This is a genomic window from Streptomyces sp. B3I8 (assembly GCF_030816915.1).
Classification (GTDB): Bacteria; Actinomycetota; Actinomycetes; order Streptomycetales; family Streptomycetaceae; genus Streptomyces.
On record NZ_JAUSYN010000002.1, the window covers coordinates 6,346,864 to 6,362,815 of the forward strand.

Annotated in this window: 12 protein-coding genes and 2 tRNA genes; 8 read left to right on the forward strand and 6 right to left on the reverse strand. The window is 73.2% G+C overall.

Annotated features, from left to right (window positions below; genetic code table 11):
• The first annotated feature begins 6 nt into the window (after positions 1 to 6).
• The 5 genes from QFZ64_RS30345 (at position 7) to QFZ64_RS30365 (ending at position 4,809) form a co-directional block, all read left to right on the forward strand.
• Positions 7 to 366, forward strand: a complete 360-nt coding sequence (locus tag QFZ64_RS30345; protein WP_307070660.1) for an MmcQ/YjbR family DNA-binding protein — start codon at positions 7 to 9, stop codon at positions 364 to 366.
• Positions 367 to 468: 102 nt separating this feature from the next.
• A tRNA-Pro gene (locus tag QFZ64_RS30350) sits at positions 469 to 542 on the forward strand.
• A 491-nt stretch (positions 543 to 1,033) separates the two neighbouring features.
• Positions 1,034 to 2,890 (forward strand): ABC transporter ATP-binding protein, encoded by a 1,857-nt coding sequence (locus QFZ64_RS30355; protein WP_307070661.1) that lies wholly within the window; start codon positions 1,034 to 1,036, stop codon positions 2,888 to 2,890.
• Between the two features lie 59 nt (positions 2,891 to 2,949).
• Positions 2,950 to 4,479, forward strand: a complete 1,530-nt coding sequence (locus QFZ64_RS30360) for an FAD-dependent oxidoreductase (protein ID WP_307070662.1) — start codon at positions 2,950 to 2,952, stop codon at positions 4,477 to 4,479.
• A gap of 147 nt (positions 4,480 to 4,626) precedes the next feature.
• Complete coding sequence (locus tag QFZ64_RS30365; RefSeq protein ID WP_307070663.1) at positions 4,627 to 4,809, forward strand: hypothetical protein; 183 nt, start codon at positions 4,627 to 4,629, stop codon at positions 4,807 to 4,809.
• Between the two features lie 232 nt (positions 4,810 to 5,041).
• Here QFZ64_RS30365 and QFZ64_RS30370 read toward each other — a convergent pair whose 3' ends face one another.
• From QFZ64_RS30370 to QFZ64_RS30380, 3 genes are all read right to left on the reverse strand, one after another.
• Positions 5,042 to 7,324 (reverse strand): catalase, encoded by a 2,283-nt coding sequence (locus tag QFZ64_RS30370; protein ID WP_307070664.1) that lies wholly within the window; start codon positions 7,322 to 7,324, stop codon positions 5,042 to 5,044.
• A gap of 204 nt (positions 7,325 to 7,528) precedes the next feature.
• Entirely contained in the window at positions 7,529 to 7,909 is a 381-nt protein-coding gene (locus QFZ64_RS30375) for a DUF3140 domain-containing protein (protein WP_307070665.1), read from the reverse strand.
• A gap of 81 nt (positions 7,910 to 7,990) precedes the next feature.
• Entirely contained in the window at positions 7,991 to 8,476 is a 486-nt protein-coding gene (locus tag QFZ64_RS30380; protein WP_307070666.1) for a Dps family protein, read from the reverse strand.
• A gap of 184 nt (positions 8,477 to 8,660) precedes the next feature.
• On the opposite strand from QFZ64_RS30380, the gene QFZ64_RS30385 reads away from it, so the two are divergent.
• Both QFZ64_RS30385 and QFZ64_RS30390 read left to right on the forward strand, forming a co-directional pair.
• Positions 8,661 to 9,434 (forward strand): sulfite exporter TauE/SafE family protein, encoded by a 774-nt coding sequence (locus QFZ64_RS30385; protein WP_307070667.1) that lies wholly within the window; start codon positions 8,661 to 8,663, stop codon positions 9,432 to 9,434.
• A gap of 139 nt (positions 9,435 to 9,573) precedes the next feature.
• The gene (locus tag QFZ64_RS30390) at positions 9,574 to 10,338 is read left to right on the forward strand and encodes a cobalt-precorrin-6A reductase (protein WP_307070668.1); all 765 of its coding nucleotides are present in this window, start codon (positions 9,574 to 9,576) and stop codon (positions 10,336 to 10,338) included.
• An 82-nt stretch (positions 10,339 to 10,420) separates the two neighbouring features.
• On the opposite strand, the gene cobF is transcribed toward QFZ64_RS30390, so the two are convergent.
• Positions 10,421 to 11,203: a precorrin-6A synthase (deacetylating) gene (cobF, locus tag QFZ64_RS30395; RefSeq protein WP_307070669.1), complete on the reverse strand. Its 783-nt coding sequence runs from the start codon at positions 11,201 to 11,203 to the stop codon at positions 10,421 to 10,423.
• A 54-nt stretch (positions 11,204 to 11,257) separates the two neighbouring features.
• Positions 11,258 to 11,812, reverse strand: a complete 555-nt coding sequence (locus tag QFZ64_RS30400) for a DUF309 domain-containing protein (RefSeq protein ID WP_307070670.1) — start codon at positions 11,810 to 11,812, stop codon at positions 11,258 to 11,260.
• A gap of 100 nt (positions 11,813 to 11,912) precedes the next feature.
• Here QFZ64_RS30400 and QFZ64_RS30405 point away from each other — a divergent pair.
• Positions 11,913 to 11,986: transfer RNA gene (locus QFZ64_RS30405), tRNA-Pro, on the forward strand.
• 457 nt (positions 11,987 to 12,443) lie between these two features.
• On the opposite strand, the gene QFZ64_RS30410 is transcribed toward QFZ64_RS30405, so the two are convergent.
• On the reverse strand, positions 12,444 to 15,875 hold the full coding sequence (locus QFZ64_RS30410) for a hypothetical protein (protein ID WP_307070671.1): 3,432 nt from the start codon (positions 15,873 to 15,875) through the stop codon (positions 12,444 to 12,446).
• Between the last annotated feature and the right edge of the window lie 77 nt (positions 15,876 to 15,952).

The window sequence follows — 15,952 nt, forward strand, 5'->3', positions numbered from 1 at the left end:
GCGGGCATGCCGGATGCCGAAGACGTACGCCGTATCGCCCTCTCCCTGCCGGACACGGTGGAGAAGACCGCCTGGAGCATGCCCACGTTCCGCGTCGCGGGAAAGATGTTCGCCACCCTCCCCGAGGACGAGACGTCCCTCGCCGTGCGCTGTCCGAAGGTGGAGCGCGACGAACTCGTGCTCGCCGAGCCGGACAAATTCTGGATCGCGGGCCACGAGGCGTCCTTCGCCTGGGTGCGCGCCCGGCTGGCCGCCCTGGAGGACGAGGCGGAACTGCGGGACATCCTCGCCGACTCCTGGCGCCAGGCGGCACCGCCCCGCCTCCTGGAAGCACATCCGACGCTGGGGCTGCCGGCCGCCGGCTGACCGTGTGCCGTACGGGGAAAAGCCGTGCGCGGCCACCGCCCGGAGTGCGGTATGGTTTCCGTGCACGTTCGACCCGGGGGAAACCCCAGGTCAGGCGGGCAGCGGGACGTGGCGCAGCTTGGTAGCGCACTTGACTGGGGGTCAAGGGGTCGCAGGTTCAAATCCTGTCGTCCCGACTCGTGAGAGTCGCGGTTCAGGGCCGGTTTCGGAGGACATCCGAACCGGCCCTCGGCATGTCTCCGCGGACCGGCGGCCAGGCGGCCCGGAGACGGCCTGGCCCGGCGCCGGTGACGGCCGTCGGTGACAACCCCCTGCGGCGGCTCCTTGCGACGGCCCCGGCAGCGGCATTTCCGTCGAAATCCGCACCCGCGCAACACCGTCGGCCCGCACCCGGCGGCGTCCGCCCCGGTCCGTGCGCCCCGCCGTACGCGACACCGCCCCACCGCCCACCGGACGTTCCCCGACGGCCGCGCCCCGGCGGTGCGGGGGGAGCCCCGAGTGACGCACGGCGCGGACGGACAGGTGGCCGAACCTGTTCGCACGCCGTACGGACCGGCGAAAACGCTTGGACCTCACCGGTGTCCACGCGGGACACTGCCACCTTCCACCGGGCCCCTCACACGCGACTGCCGTGCGGCGCGCCCCCGAGCGACTACGGAGGGTCTCCATGCCATCACCGCCCGTACCCGATGCTCCACCGGGCAGGTCCCGAAAGACCGGTCCGGTCCTTCTCGCGCTGCGCCACTACGGCCGGGAACTGGCCCGCCGCAAATGGCTGACGGCGGGAGCGATGCTGCTCCCCGCGGTCGGCAACATCGGCATCAACTACGTCGCCCCCCTGGTCGTCGCCAAGCTCGTCGGCCGCATCGCCGACCACGCTGACCTCGGCCTCGGCGACGCGCTGCCGTACGTCCTGGGCTTCGCCGGGACCCTGCTGCTCGCGGAGGTGATGTGGCGCCTCGGCCTGCACTGCCTCAACCGCCTCGCCGCCCGCGGCATCGAGCGCCTGTACATCACCGGGATGGACGAACTCTTCGCGAAGGACGCCGGGTTCTTCCACGACAACTTCGCCGGGGCGCTGACCAAGCGGGTCCTCAGCTTCGCCTCCCGCTTCGAGGACTGCGTCGACACGATGACGTTCCAGGTCATCGGCCGGATCGTGCCCCTGATCTTCGGGTCGGTGGTGCTGTGGCGCTACGAGCCCCTGCTCGTCGTCGGCCTGGTGGTGATGATCGGGACGACATCGGTCTGCGTGGCGCCCCTCATCCGGCGCCGACAGGCACTCGTGCGCCGCCGCGAGGAGGCCATCGCCCGGGTCGCCGGGCACGTCGCCGACAGCCTGATGAACATGGACACCGTCCGCGCGTTCGCCGCCGAGGAACGCGAGGCCGCCGAACACCGCTCCCGCGTCGCCCACTCCCGGAGCCTGACCCTGCGTTCCTGGGACTACGGCAACCTGCGCATCGACACCTTCGTCGCGCCGATGTCGGTGCTGACCAACGCGCTGGGCCTGCTGCTCGCCGTCGTCCTCGGCGGGGGCGCGCACGGCGTGGAGGCGGTCGTCGTGGCGTTCACCTACTACAGCAACGCCACCCGCATCATGTTCGAGTTCAACCAGATCTACCGCCGGCTGGAGAGCTCGATGACGGAGGCCGCGCAGTTCACCGAACTGCTGCTGCAGCCCCCGACCGTGCTCGACCCGCCGGCCCCCGAGCCGCTGCGGCCCGGGTCCGCCGACATCCGCTTCGAGAAGGTCACCTTCGCCCACCGGGGAAGCGAACCGCTCTTCCGGGGCCTGGACCTGACCGTGCCCGACGGGGCGAAGATCGGCCTGGTCGGCAGGTCCGGCGGCGGCAAGACCACCCTCACCCGGCTGCTGCTGCGCATGACGGACATCGACGCCGGCCGCATCCTGATCGGCGGCCAGGACATCACCCGGCTGCGCCAGGCGGACCTGCGCAGCCTGATGGCGTACGTGCCGCAGGACCCGGCGATGTTCCACCGCACCCTGCGGGAGAACATCGCGTTCGCCCGGCCCGGCGCCACCGACGCCGAGATCCGCCACGCGGCCGAGGCCGCGCACGTCACGGAGTTCGCCGACGGGCTGCCGGACGGCTTCGACACCATGGTCGGCGAGCGTGGCGTCAAACTCTCCGGCGGGCAGCGGCAGCGGGTCGCGCTCGCCCGGGCCATCCTGCGGGACGCGCCGATCCTGCTGCTCGACGAGGCGACCAGCGCCCTGGACTCCGAGAGTGAGGTGCTGATCCAGGAGGCGTTGTGGCGGCTCATGGAGGGGCGCACGGCGCTCGTCGTCGCCCACCGGCTGAGCACGGTCGCCGGCATGGACCGGCTCGTCGTCCTCGACCGCGGCCGGATCATCGAGCAGGGCACCCACCAGGAACTGCTCGCCTGCGACGGGGCCTACGCCAAGCTGTGGCAGCACCAGTCGGGCGGCTTCCTCGACGAGGTGGACGAGGCGGACAAGGCGGATGAGGTGGACGCGGTGGGCGCCGACCTGGTCTGAGGACGCGGCGCCCGGCGGCGCGCGGTGTGGCCCCGGGACCGCGGGGAACCTGGGGTCACATGGACGAGCAGGCAGCACTTCACCGGTCGTACTGGCTCGAGACGGCCCCCGGGGGCGAGCCCGGACCGCCCCCGGCCGACGGCCTCGTCGTGGACGTCGCCGTCGTCGGCGGCGGCATCGCCGGGCTCAGCACCGCCTGGGAACTGGCCCGCGACGGCCACCGCGTCGCCGTGCTGGAGGCCGGCCGGCTCGCCGCCGGGGTCACCGGGCACACCACGGCGAAGCTGACCGCCCAGCACGGCCTGGTGTACGACAAGCTGCGCCGCACCCGGGGGGCCGAGGCCGCCCGGCTGTACGCCCGTTCCCAGTACGAGGCCGTCCGGCACGCCGGTGAGATCGCCGCCGAGCTCGGCATCGAGTGCGAGTGGGAGGAAGCGGCCGCCTACACCTTCACCCAGGAGGCCGGCCGCGTCGACGAACTGCGCGCCGAGGCCGAGGCCGCCCGCGAGGCCGGGCTGCCCGCCGAGTTCACCACCGACACCGACCTGCCCTTTCCCGTCGCGGGCGCCGTCGAGGTCACCGGCCAGGCCCAGTTCCACCCGGTGAAGTACCTCCGGGCGCTCGCCGAGGACATCCGCCGCCGGGGCGGCACCCTGCACGAGCACACCCGCGTCACCAAACTCACCGAGGGCGAGCCCTGCGTGCTCACCACCGCGGCCGGTACCGAGGTGAGGACGGGGACGGTCGTGGTCGCCACGCACTACCCCGTCTTCGACCGCGCGCTGCTGTTCACCCGGCTCTCCCCGCGCCGCGAACTCGTGATCACCGCGCCCATCGAGACCGAGGCCGCACCGCGCGGCATGTACCTCACGCCCGACCGGAACACCCGCTCGGTGCGGACCGCCCCGTACACGGACGGCAAGCGGCTGCTCGTCATCACCGGCGAGCACTTCACCCCGGGCTCCGGGGTGGACGTCGAGGAGCGTTTCACCCGTCTCACCGAGTGGGCCGGACAGACCTTCGGCGACCTCCGTATCAGCCACCGCTGGGCCACCCAGGACAACGACTCCACGGACACCGTGCCGCTCGTCGGCCCCCTGCACCAGGGCAGCCGCCACGCCTACGTGGCCACCGGCTTCGGCGGCTGGGGGCTGAGCGGCGGCATCATGGCCGGCCGGCTCCTCGCCGACCTGATCGGCGGACGCACGCCCGAGTGGAGCGGGCTGTACGACCCCCGGCGGCTGGCCTCCGTGGCCCGCGAGGGCGGGGAGTTCCTCAAGAACCAGGCCAAGGTCGCCCGACACTTCGTCGGCGGCCGGCTCACCTCGATGAGCGGCCCCGGCGTCGACGAGATCGCCCCGGGCGACGGGGCGATCGTCCACGTCGGCGGCGCGCGCACCGCCGTGTACCGCGACGAGGCCGGGGCCCTGCACGCCGTTTCCGCGCGCTGCACCCACCTGGGCTGCCTGGTCGCCTTCAACCGCGCCGAACGCGCCTGGGAGTGCCCGTGCCACGGCTCCCGCTTCGACACCGACGGCGAGGTCGTCCAGGGGCCGGCCGTGCGGCCGCTCGCACGCAGGGAGTTGTAGGACGTCGTCGGGCGTCGCCGGACGTCGTCACGTTTCGGTGTGGAGACGCTGGGCACCCGGAGTCACGGGCGGCACCGGCGAAACGGCGCCTCCCCTGTGAAACCGGGGTGACCGGAGTTTTCGGACGACGAAGGAAGATGACTTGCCGTGACCGTGCACACCAGTGACACCTGGGTCGCCGACCGACTCGAAACGGGCTGGGCCAAGGCCAGGCAGGTCCGTGGGAAGGGCGTACGCACGTGCGTGCCGGCGGTCCAGGAGCACGGCGAGCGGTACGGGACGGAACCGGTCCGGGACACCGAGGGGAACATCATCAGGGGCGAGGACTGAGGACCACCACCGGTAACAAGGGGTAGGTAGAGGGGCCGGAGCGGCGGTTGGCGGACCGCCGCTCCGGCCCCTCGGCGTGCGCGGCCCCTCGGCGTGCGTGGCCCCTCGGCGTGCGTGGCCCCTGCGCGGTCTCCCGGCGTGCGCGGCCGCCTCGCCGCGGACCGGACGCGTTCCCCGTACCCCTCGCAAAGGGGTACGGGGAACCGCGCGAACGAGCGGGCCGCTCGGTGTGTCAGTCGCCGGCGGCCGTAGCCGTGAAGCGCTCCCAGACGCGGTGCGTGGTCAGGAGTCGCGTGACCTCGGCCAGCGCCTGCGGGCCGCCGTCGGCCGTCACCACGCCGGGCGCCTGTGCCGGAACACCCGCCGCGTCCAGCACCGTTCGGCCCCCGCCCCAGACGCCGATCGCCTTGCCGTGCCGGAACGCCTCGTCCAGCAACAGCAGCACCCGGGGATCCGTGGCCGCTCCCGCACCCGGCTCCCCGGCCTTCTCGTCCCGGGCGCCGAACGCGTCTGCGCCCCTTCCGGGCACCCCCGCCACCAGCACCGCGTCGAACTCGATCGACCGTGCCGTGGCGAACGTACGCTGCACGGTGACCGGATCGGCGTCCTCGGCGCCCAGCCTGCCGCCCGCCGGGGCGACGACAAGCGGCACCATGCCGTCGTCGAGCACGGCCCGCCGTACCGCGCGCACGCCGTCCAGGTCGCCCTCCGCGCCGGTGACGACGGCGATCACCCTGCCGTCCGTCGGCCAGCTCCGGCCCACCTGGGACAGGGCCGGGCTCGGTGCGACCTCCTCCGGCGCCACCGTCGGCTCCGGTGCCGGCAGTCCTAGCCCCGCGGCGACGGGCGCGCACAGTTCGGGGTCGATGTTGGCCAGCACCCGCAACCCGCGCTCCTTGACCGTCTGCTCGTAGCACTTGCCGAGCTCGAAGGTGTACGCGGCGACGATGTGCTCCCGCTCCACCGGGCTCATGCTCCGCCAGAACCGGCGCGGCTGGCTGAAGTGGTCCGCGAACGTCTCCGGGGCCTCACGGACCTTCGTCGACCGCGGCACCGTCACCGGCGTCTCCACGAACGCCCCGTCGTCCGCGCCCGCGGTGAACGGGCAGCCCCCGTCGAGGGAGTGGGGCCGGTACGGGGCCACGCCCGTGTGCACGGCCTGCTGGTGGAAACCGTCCCGCAGCATGTCGTTGACCGGCGCGTGCGGGCGGTTGATCGGGATCTGCCCGAAGTTGGGCCCGGCAAGGCGGGTGATCTGCGTGTCCAGGTAGGAGAACAGCCGACCGGCCAGCAGCGGGTCGTCGGTGACGTCGATGCCCGGCACCAGGTGCCCCGGGTGGAAGGCGACCTGCTCGGTCTCCGCGAAGAAGTTGGTCGGGTTCCTGTTCAGCGTCAGCAGCCCGATCGGCTGCACCGGCGCCAGCTCCTCGGGGACGATGTTCGTCGGGTCGAGCAGGTCGATGCCCTCGAAGGTCTGCTCAGGGGTGTCCGGGAAGGTCTGGATGCCCAGCTCCCACTGCGGGTACGCGCCCGCCTCGATCGCGTCGGCCAGGTCCCGGCGGTGGAAGTCCGGGTCCACCCCGCCCGCGATCTGCGCCTCCTCCCACACCAGGGAGTGCACGCCCAGCTTCGGCTTCCAGTGGAACTTCACCAGCGTGGTGGCACCCTCGGCGTTCACCAGCCGGAAGGTGTGGACGCCGAAGCCCTCCATCATGCGGTACGACCGAGGGATGCCCCGGTCCGACATGTTCCACAGCACGTGGTGCGTGGCCTCGGTGTGCAGGGTGACGAAGTCCCAGTGCGTGTCGTGCGCGCTCTGCGCCTGCGGGATCTCCCGGTCCGGGTGCGGCTTGGCGGCGTGCACGATGTCCGGGAACTTGATCGCGTCCTGGATGAAGAAGACCGGGATGTTGTTGCCGACCAGGTCGAACGTGCCCTCGGTGGTGTAGAACTTCGTCGCGAAACCCCGGGTGTCGCGCACGGTGTCCGCCGAGCCGCGCGAACCGAGCACCGTCGAGAAGCGCGTGAACACCGGCGTCTCGACGTCCTTGCCGAGGAACGCCGCCTTGGTGACGCTCGCGGCGGTGCCGTACCCCTTGAAGACGCCGTGCGCCGCGGCGCCGCGCGCGTGCACGACCCGCTCCGGGATGCGCTCGTGGTCGAAGTGGGTGATCTTCTCCCGCAGATGGTGATCCTGCAGCAGGACGGGGCCGCGCGGGCCGGCCTTGAGGGAGTGGTCGGTGTCGTACAGCCGGGCGCCCTGCGCCGTGGTCAGGTACGCGCCGTGCTGCGAGCGCGTGGCCGGGTCGGCACCGGTGACCTGCCCCGTCGGGCCGACCGTCTCCGGCGCGCCCTGGTCCGGCTCGGGCGGCAGCGGCTCCCGGGGTTCGGTCGGCTCCGCGAGGGGCGGGGCCTCGGGGCCGGGGCGTCCGGGTACGCCCTCGGGGGGTCCGTCGCCGCGGAGTACGTCGGCGGCCTTCTCCGCGAATGCCCTCACGGGGTTCTTCTCAGTCATCGCTCTCCCACGTGGCGCTGTCCTCGCCGTGCCTCGGTGCGCGGCGGAGCCGCCTGAGTACCCGGGGGAGCGGGTGTCGAACTCGAGCGAAGCGGTGACGTCCGGGCCGCCGCGCCCTTCCCCATGGCGCGGCCCTCGACGCGGCGCGGCCCCCTACGGGCGTGCCGTGGTGGGCCTGTGCCGGTGGGGGCCTGTGCCGGTGGCTCAGCGGGACTGTGAGCGGGACTCCGTCCGCTCCGGTTTGAGCGGGTCGTGGCCGAGGGACATCAGCCGGTGCCGCCGTGCCGTGTCCTCCGCGCTGTCCGCGCGCTCCGGCTCGGGCTCGTCCGCCCGGTCCTGCTCGGCGGTGACGGCGTCCACGACCTCGTACATCACGTCGATGTCGGCTTCCCCGAGGTCCGTGCGCCGCTTCTGCAGGATGGCCAGCACATGCTGTCCGGTCGCCGGGCCTGCCCGGTCGGGCATCGGCTCGGTCTCCTCCCCGGCGTCCTGGACCCGCAGCCAGGCCGCCAGCTCCTGGGAGGTCATGTTCACCACACGGTGGAACTCGTCCCACAGCGTGTCGAGTTCGAGGGCGTCGGCCATCACTTTCCCTTCCGTGCGCGTTCCTGGGCGTGCGGGCGGCGGGCGCCGTCACCGGGGCGGGCCCGCCGTAGTCCCGAGGGGTCAGCCCTCCTCGTGCGGGTAGTTCTCCGCGTCGAACATCCAGCGCTGCTTCTCCAGGTCGGCGGTGATCGCGATCAGCAGGTCCTGAGTGACCGGGTCGGCCTCGTCGGTGGCGCGGATCCGCTCCCGCAGCCGTTTGACGGCGGTCTCCAGGGCGTCCACGACCATCTGGACGACGTCGGAGTCGCGCACCCAGCCGACCTTCGGGCCGCCCAGGTTGAACGAGGCGGCGATGGTCTCCGGCCGGCCGTCCGGCGGCACGCCGATCGCGGCCGCGCGCTCGGCCACGGTGTCGGAGAACGTCCGGGCGGTGTCCACGACCTCGTCGAGCTGGAGGTGAATGGAACGGAACCGGGGCCCGACGATGCTCCAGTGCGCCTGCTTGCCGACGAGCGAGAGGCCGAGCAGGTCCACCAGCGTCTGCTGGAGGACGTCCCCGGCCACTCGACGGGCATCGTCGGGGAGCGTGCTCTTCACTACGGTCATGCCTCGGTTCTCCTTAAGTCGTGTGTCTCCTCGCGGGTCCTGTGCCCCGCGTGTCTGCCCCACCCCCACGCGAGTGCCCGCCGCCCCCCGCCGGAAACCCGGTCGGTCCGCCGACGGAGGAAAGGACCGAAAGGCGAGACACTCCTTACGTGCCAGGTGGGGAGGGCATAGCATCGGTGGCCGCATGGACACGATCTCGCTCTCGCACCTGACCCCGTGGGGCTTCGCCGCGCTCGCCGCGGCCGTCGTCCTCGTCGGCTTCTCCAAGACCGCGGTGAGCGGCGCCAATACCGTCAGCCTGGCGATCTTCGCGGCCGTGCTGCCGGCCCGCGCGTCGACCGGCGTACTGCTGCCCCTCCTCATCGCCGGCGACGTCCTCGCCGTCCTCACCTACCGGCGGCACGCCCACTGGCCCACCCTGTGGCGGCTCTTCCCCGCGGTGGCGGTCGGCCTCGTCCTCGGCACCGGGTTCCTGCTGTGGGCCGGTGACGGAGTCGTACGGGTGTCGATCGGGGCGATCCTGCTGCTGATGGCGGCGGTCACGATGTGGCGCCGGCGCACCGCCGAACGCGGAAGCGACCCGGACGAGGTGGTCACCCGGGGCGGCAGGATCAAGGCGCGCTCGTACGGCGTCCTCGGCGGCTTCACCACGATGGTCGCCAACGCGGGCGGCCCGGTGATGTCGCTCTACCTGCTCTCCGCGGGCTTCCGCAAGCTCGGTTTCCTGGGCACCTCGGCGTTCTTCTACCTCATCGTCAACCTGGTCAAGGTGCCGTTCAGCGCGGGCCTGGGGCTGATCGACGGCCGGTCGCTGCTGCTCGACGCGGCACTCGTGGTGTTCGTCGTCCCGGGCGCCCTCCTCGGCAAGTGGGCCGCCGACCGCATCAACCAGCGCCTCTTCGAACGCCTCGTGATCGCCGCGACGGTGGTGGGCGGCGTGCAACTGCTGGTGCGGTGAGCCCGGTTGCCGGTGGTTTTGAGTGCCGGTGGTCCTAGGTGCCGGAGAGTCCGGTCGTCGGTGCGGCGGGTCCGGCCGCCGGGTCGAGGGGCCCGGCCGCCGGTGCGGTCGGCCCGGCCGGGCACGTACGCTCGCCGGCATGTCCCCGCACGTCCTGATCCTCGGCGGCACCACCGAGGCCCGGCACCTCGCCGCCGCGCTCGCCGCCCGCCCCGGCGTACGGGTGACCACCTCCCTCGCCGGCCGGGTCACCCGCCCCGGTGCCCTTGACGGGCAGGTGCGCGTCGGCGGCTTCGGCGGGGCCGAGGGGCTCGCCGCCTGGCTGCGCGACCACGCCGTGGACGCCCTCGTCGACGCCACCCACCCCTTCGCCGAACGGATCACCGCCCACGCGGCACGGGCCGCCGCGGCGACCGGCGTCCCGGCGGTGTTCCTGCGTCGCCCCGGCTTCCCGCCCACCGACCCCGACGACCAGCGTGTCACGGTCCCCTCCCTGACCGCCGCGGCCCGGACGCTGGCCGGACTCGCCCCCGCCCGGGTCCTGCTCACCACCGGACGACTCGGTCTCGCCGCCTTCGCCGACCTGGACCAGCACCACTTCCTCGTACGGTCGGTGGAACCGCCCGACCCCCCGCTGCCTGCCCGCGCGGAAGTGCTCCTGGCCCGGGGTCCCTTCACCCTCGAGGACGAGCTGGCGCTGCTGCGGCACCGCGACATCCGGATCCTGGTCACCAAGGACAGCGGCGGCTCCGCCACGGCTCCCAAACTCACCGCGGCCCGCCGACTCGGCGTCCCGGTCGTCCTCGTCGGGCGCCCCGCGCTCCCGGCAGGCGTGACGGCCGTCGAGGACGTGGCGGGCGCGGTGGAGAGGCTGGGCCTGCTCGGGGTGGTTCAGGTGCCGTGACCGGCGGGGTCGGCGGCCGGAGGAGACGACGGCGAGGGGGCCGACGGCGAGGTGGCCAACGGCGGTGAGGCGCCGGGGCGCCTCACTCCTTCGGCCGCCTGCGGAGCAGATACGTGTCCATGATCCAGCCCTTGCGCTCCCGCGCCTCCGCCCGCAGGCGCGCGATCTCGGGGGCCGTCTTCGCCAGCGGGCCCGACGCCAGGATCTCGTCCGGCGTGCCGATGTACGCGCCCCAGTAGATGTGCATGTCCTCGGCGGTCTCGTCCTGCGCGTGACGCAGGAACGCCTGGTGCGCGTCGAGCATCACCACCACGTCGTCCACCCCCTCGGGGAATCCCTCCGCGAGGCGGCGGCCCGTGGTGATCTGGACCGGGCGCGCCACCCGGTTCAGGCCCGTGCGGTGGCGGGCCACCAGCGCGGAGACGCTGCTGATGCCGGGGACGACGTCGTACGTGAACGCCACGTTCCCCCGCTCTCGCACCTCTTCCAGGATGCCCAGCGTGCTGTCGTACAGTGCGGGGTCGCCCCAGACCAGGAACGCCCCGCTCTCCTGCTCGCCGAGTTCCTCGGCGAGCAGCCGCTCGTAGATGTCGGCACGGGCGCTGCGCCAGTCGTCGACGGCCGGGGAGTAGGCGGCGCTCCCGGCCGTCCGGTCGCGCTCCGGGTCCCGGGCCTCGACCAGCCGGTACGTGCCCTGCGGCAGATGCGCGTCGAGGATGTCCCGGCGCAGCCGCACCAGGTCCGCCTTCGCCTCGCCCTTGTCCAGGAGGAAGAACACGTCGGTGCGCTTCAGCGCCTTGACCGCCTGCAGGGTGAGCTGGTCGGGGTCGCCCGCTCCGATGCCGATGACATGAATCTCTCGCACGCCCCCGAGTCTGCCGCACGCCGCCACCACCGCGTGCGGCGGCTCCGCCCGGCCTCAACGCCGGACGTCGCCCCGCAGCCGGGGAGCCCGGGCGGCCGCGTCGACCGGCTCGCCGCCGCGCTCCACGTCGGCCGCCAACTCCCGCGCCCAGTCGATCAGTCCGGGCAGAGCGAGACCGTGCGGGTCACTCGCGGGGGCACCTGCGGGGTCATTCGCGTCCGCGCCCCGCGCCCGCCACTCCTCCACCGCCCCGGCGCCGCGCCGCAGCAGCCGGGCGCCGCCCGCCACATTGCCGCGGGCCGCGTGGGTGAGGCCCACCGCGAGCTGCGCCAGCCCCCGCCACAGGCCGCGCTCCTCCTCGGGACCGGTCTTCCACGCGTCCTCGAACACCTCGTGCGCGTGGAAGGGCCGGCCCGCGTCCAGCAGCGTCTGCGCCTCCGCGACCGACTCGTCCGGCTCCCGTACGACCCCCTCGGGCTGCCGGGGAACGCCCTCGGCGCCGTACGGCAGCGGCCGCCCCAGCCCGTCCCGCGGGCGCGCGTTCCGCGCCCGCCCCTCGGCGTCCCGGTCCCGACCGTCGTCCGTGCGTACTCCGGATGTCCCGCTCATGCCTCGATTGTCCCGCACGTCCCGCCCCCCGCGGGACGGCGTCCGGGGTGGGGTAGAGTGCTCCACGCGCGAACGCGCGGTTCCACCGCTCGGCGCGCATCGGGACGTGGCGCAGCTTGGTAGCGCACTTGACTGGGGGTCAAGGGGTCGCAGGTTCAAATCCTGTCGTCCCGACTCGTGAGGGTCGCAAGGTTCGAGGGGCGGTTCCGGAACCATCCGGAACCGCCCCTCGACGCGTCCTCGCCTCCTCGGGCTCGTTCCCGCCGGACGTCGGGGTGCCCCCCGGACACGCCCCGAAGGCTCCGAGCCGCACGCGCCGCTTTTCACCTGACGGTACGTCAGAGCCCGGGGTGCTGCCGGTCCCGCGGCGCCGCGACCTGCCGCCTGCGCCCGTCGAGCCGATGCGCGTCCACCCTTTGTGCAGGACACCAACGTGGGGGAGGCGCTGCGGCGCGGTGCCGACGAGGTACGGCCGGCGTGGTGCGTCGCCGACACCCCCTACTGGGGCGACGGGCCCGCTGGAACAGTACGTCCACATGACCGAGATGTCGGCCAACGGGGCCCTGTTCGCCGAACTGGCCGCCGCGAGACGGCCGTTCGTCCTGCCCCCGAACCGGGGGGTGACGCGGGTTCATCCGTCGTGGTCCACGGCGCGGGAGCGCTCGCCCATGTGTTCCCAGAACAGGCGCAGCTCGGCCACCCGGGTGCGCCGCTGCCAGGGGGCGCCGGAATGGACGAACGGCCAGGAGTGCGAGAGCTGGGTGAACTGGGCCCGGCAGAACGCCTCCGGCAGCTCGGGACGCTGGCCGCCGAGCCCCGACGGCGGATAGGGACACAGCCCGAAGGGGCAGCCGTCGAGGCAGTTCGAACCGGCGTGCGAGGCCTCCGTGTGGGCGAGGGAGCGCCCCGGGTCCAGCGGGCGGCGGTCCCGGCTGAGACACGGGGGCAGATCCGACCGGTCGGTGTGTGCCAGCCGCCGGAGCCGGTCCGAGGGCCAGTCGCCGCGCTCGGCGAGGTTGACCAGCAGCAGCACGTCGGCCAGGAGCTGCTGCGCCCGCGGGTGCAGGGTGCTCCAGCCCGTGGACGGCGGGATCCACAGCCGGTGCTTGCGCACCCCACCGTCGCCGGCGGGTTGCGAACCGACCTGGGCCGTCGACCCGCACTCGTCGATCCACAGGAACCGCTCGGGCCGGCCGGTGCGCAGCGCCCGTACGCACAACTCGGCCGCGGCCTCGACGAAGGGGTGGTGCTCAGCGTCGCCCGGCGACGCCAGCCACTGATGGACCAACTGCCGCGGATGTCCACCGGGCCCGGCACGACCGGCCGCCGGGGCCGTGCCGTCGGGCAGCTCCCACAGCGTCAGCGCGTGCAGCAGCGTGAGGCGGGTGAGCCAGAACCGGGACCGCCGGAGCATGTCCAGGGCCTGTTCGGCCAGGTACTCGCGGGCCTGCGGCCGGGCGTGCGGGTGCCGGGCCCTGCGGTTGGCGGCGAACTTGAAGCCCTGGGCCAGCGCGACCTCCAACGCCGGGTTCAGCGCGGGCTCACCACTGTCCTGGGGGCCCACGCGGCGCACCCAGCTCGCCAGGATCTCGTACGGCGTGTCACGGTGCCGGCGCAGCGTGACCGAGCCGACCAGCAGCGGGATCAGCCAGGCGCACAGGGTCTCGTCGCGCCACTGGCGTTCCTCCTCCTCGCGTTCCGTCTCCTCCAGCCGTCGCAGCGGTGCGAGGTCGTCGGACGCGTCGGACGTCGGCGCACCGGACGTCCGCCCCGGCGCCTCATGCGGCTGCTGGCTCTCCCACAGGTCCAGCCGCCACTCCCGGGCGCGCTCCATCGGCTCCTCCCGCACCGTCTCCGGCAGCCGCAGCCGCGCCTGGAGCAGTCCGAAGGCGCTGTCGCCGCCCGCACCGATCTCCTGGGCGAGGGCGACCCGCACGGCGTACGACGACTCCAGACGACCGATCTCGAAGAGTTCCGTGTACGCCGGGTGGACGCTCTGCCTGCGGTCGACGTCGCGCAGCGCCTCGCCGAAGCGCGCCACCAGTAGAGTCTTGGTCACCGCCAGCGTGTGGGGGTCACGGGCGCGCAGATCGGGCCATGTCGTCGTCAGCTCCATCGCGATCCGGTGCTGCTGGGGCTCGGCGTCGACGCTGTCGATCTGCAATGCCGCCGCATAGAGCTGGAGCGCCTTGGTGTGCAGGGTGCGGCGGAAGACTTCGTTGGGGTCGGGCACGGCCGCGACACCCGTACGTTCCCGCCGGTCGCCGGGGGGATCGGCGGCGCCGTGCGGCGGGGCCTGCCCGGCCGCAGGGGCGGAGTCGCCGGGTACGGACCCGGCCCGGGCGCAGTCGTCCCGGGGGGCCGTACGGTGACGGCCGTCCCGTTGAGCCCGGCAGGCCGCGCCCAGGAGCAGATCGCGCGCCGTGGTCACCGGGCACCAGGTGGCACCGTCGCCGGGGCCGTTCCCGCGCGGGCAGGAGCCGGCCGGGGTCCGCGAGTGCAGGACCATGGCGATCAGCAGCTCGCGTCCCGGGTTCTCCAGCGCGGCCGGGAAGTACGTGCCCGGTGTGGTGACGGAGGGCGTCCCCGGGTGGATCACCGCGTTCATGAAGCGGGCGCCGAGATGGGCCTGCACGACACTGTGCTGGAACCGCACCCGCTCCCCGAGGGGTTCCACCAACCCCATGCCCATGCCCCAGTGGGTGGCCAGACGGATGTCCAGCGGGCTGCTCTGCACCCTCCGTGCCAGCTCCGCCACGATCTCCGGGAACCGGGACCCGGACGGGTCGTGCTCGTCGACCACGTCGCCGATACGGACCTCGGCGGAGTCGTCGGCCAGTCCCACGCAGGCCAGCGCCGACAGGTACTCCAGCGTCGCCTGCCGTTCGTCCCGGCCGACCGGGACCTGGGGACGGAGCCGCCCGTCGACGACGGCGCCCAGCCAGGTGTCGACCAGGTGCACCCGCAGGGCCGCCTGGTCGCCGCCGCGGGTCTCGACCCCCTCCTCGTAGCGGCCGGTCAGGGCCCGTTCCAGCAGCCCCGCCGCGTGCAGTTCCCGCGTCACCTGCAGATAGGTCGGTGCCTCCGCGATGCCCGCCTTCTCCAGGATCCAGTCGAGCCGCTGGTGGTCCTCCCACACGGTGCCGGAGGAGACGTAGGCGAGGGCGGCCTCCTCGCTCAGCGGTTCCAGGTCGGTCAGCGAGGCGTCCAGCCCGCGCAGCGTGTCGTGCGGGCGCGAGGTGATGACGAGCGGGAGCCGTTCGTCGTTGGCCCGTCTGATCGCCATCCGGACGACGGTGTCCCGCTCCTCCGTCGCCCCGGGAACGGTGAGGGCGTCCTCCAGGCCGTCGGCCAGCACGACGATGCGGCCCTGCTGGCTGAGCCGTCGCCACACCTTCTCGGCCTCGTCGCCGGACCGGATGTGCCCCTGCACCTCCTGGCGGAACCGCTCGAAGGCGAGCTGCCGGAAGTCCAGATCGCTCTCCACCCCGCGCAGCCGTACCGGCACGGGAACCGCTCCCCGCCGTGCCAGCCGCCGGGTGAGGAGCACGAGCAGCGCGGTCTTGCCCGTGCCGATGCCGCCGACCACGACGTGCGTACGGCGGAAGCGGCTGTCGCGCAGGTCCTCCATGAGCACCGCGCACAACTGGTCCCGGCCGACCACCCGCCCGAAGATGCCGCCCGCCGTCGGCACCAGATCCCGCGGGTTCTCCCGCGCCTTGCGCAGATACGCCCTGCTCACGTGGGTGAACCGGAAGAAGAGGTAGGCGACGCTGGCCAGCGCGAGGGTGAGGAAGGGCATGACGATGCCCTGCAGCAGGCCACAGGAGAACTGGTAGTTGTCCGTGCACTGTTTCCTGATCCACGTGTAGGGAGCGACGAACGACGTGGCCCCGGCCAGATGGGCCACGCTCATGACGATCAGGAACACCTCGGCGAGGGCGCCGAAGAAGGTGAGTGCCAGGATCGGGACGTACCAGCGGCTCTTGCGCACCCGCCAGGTGCGGGCCCGGTCGTAGCCCTGTTCCGTCAGTCGGGAGGGGAAAGGCCTGCGCAGTTTCACGTGGTGTGAATGCCATGGCGGCCGGGCGAAGATGCCCGCCCGGCGGCGGGTTGGTACTCGGCTTCCGGCGCTTTCAC

Coding starts and splice junctions, on each gene's coding strand:
- QFZ64_RS30345 (WP_307070660.1), top strand. CDS start 7: ATGCCGGATGCCGAAGACGTACGCCGTATCGCCCTCTCCCTGCCGGAC.
- QFZ64_RS30355 (WP_307070661.1), top strand. CDS start 1,034: ATGCCATCACCGCCCGTACCCGATGCTCCACCGGGCAGGTCCCGAAAG.
- QFZ64_RS30360 (WP_307070662.1), top strand. CDS start 2,950: ATGGACGAGCAGGCAGCACTTCACCGGTCGTACTGGCTCGAGACGGCC.
- QFZ64_RS30370 (WP_307070664.1), bottom strand. CDS start 7,324: ATGACTGAGAAGAACCCCGTGAGGGCATTCGCGGAGAAGGCCGCCGAC.
- QFZ64_RS30375 (WP_307070665.1), bottom strand. CDS start 7,909: ATGGCCGACGCCCTCGAACTCGACACGCTGTGGGACGAGTTCCACCGT.
- QFZ64_RS30380 (WP_307070666.1), bottom strand. CDS start 8,476: ATGACCGTAGTGAAGAGCACGCTCCCCGACGATGCCCGTCGAGTGGCC.
- QFZ64_RS30385 (WP_307070667.1), top strand. CDS start 8,661: ATGGACACGATCTCGCTCTCGCACCTGACCCCGTGGGGCTTCGCCGCG.
- QFZ64_RS30390 (WP_307070668.1), top strand. CDS start 9,574: ATGTCCCCGCACGTCCTGATCCTCGGCGGCACCACCGAGGCCCGGCAC.
- QFZ64_RS30400 (WP_307070670.1), bottom strand. CDS start 11,812: ATGAGCGGGACATCCGGAGTACGCACGGACGACGGTCGGGACCGGGAC.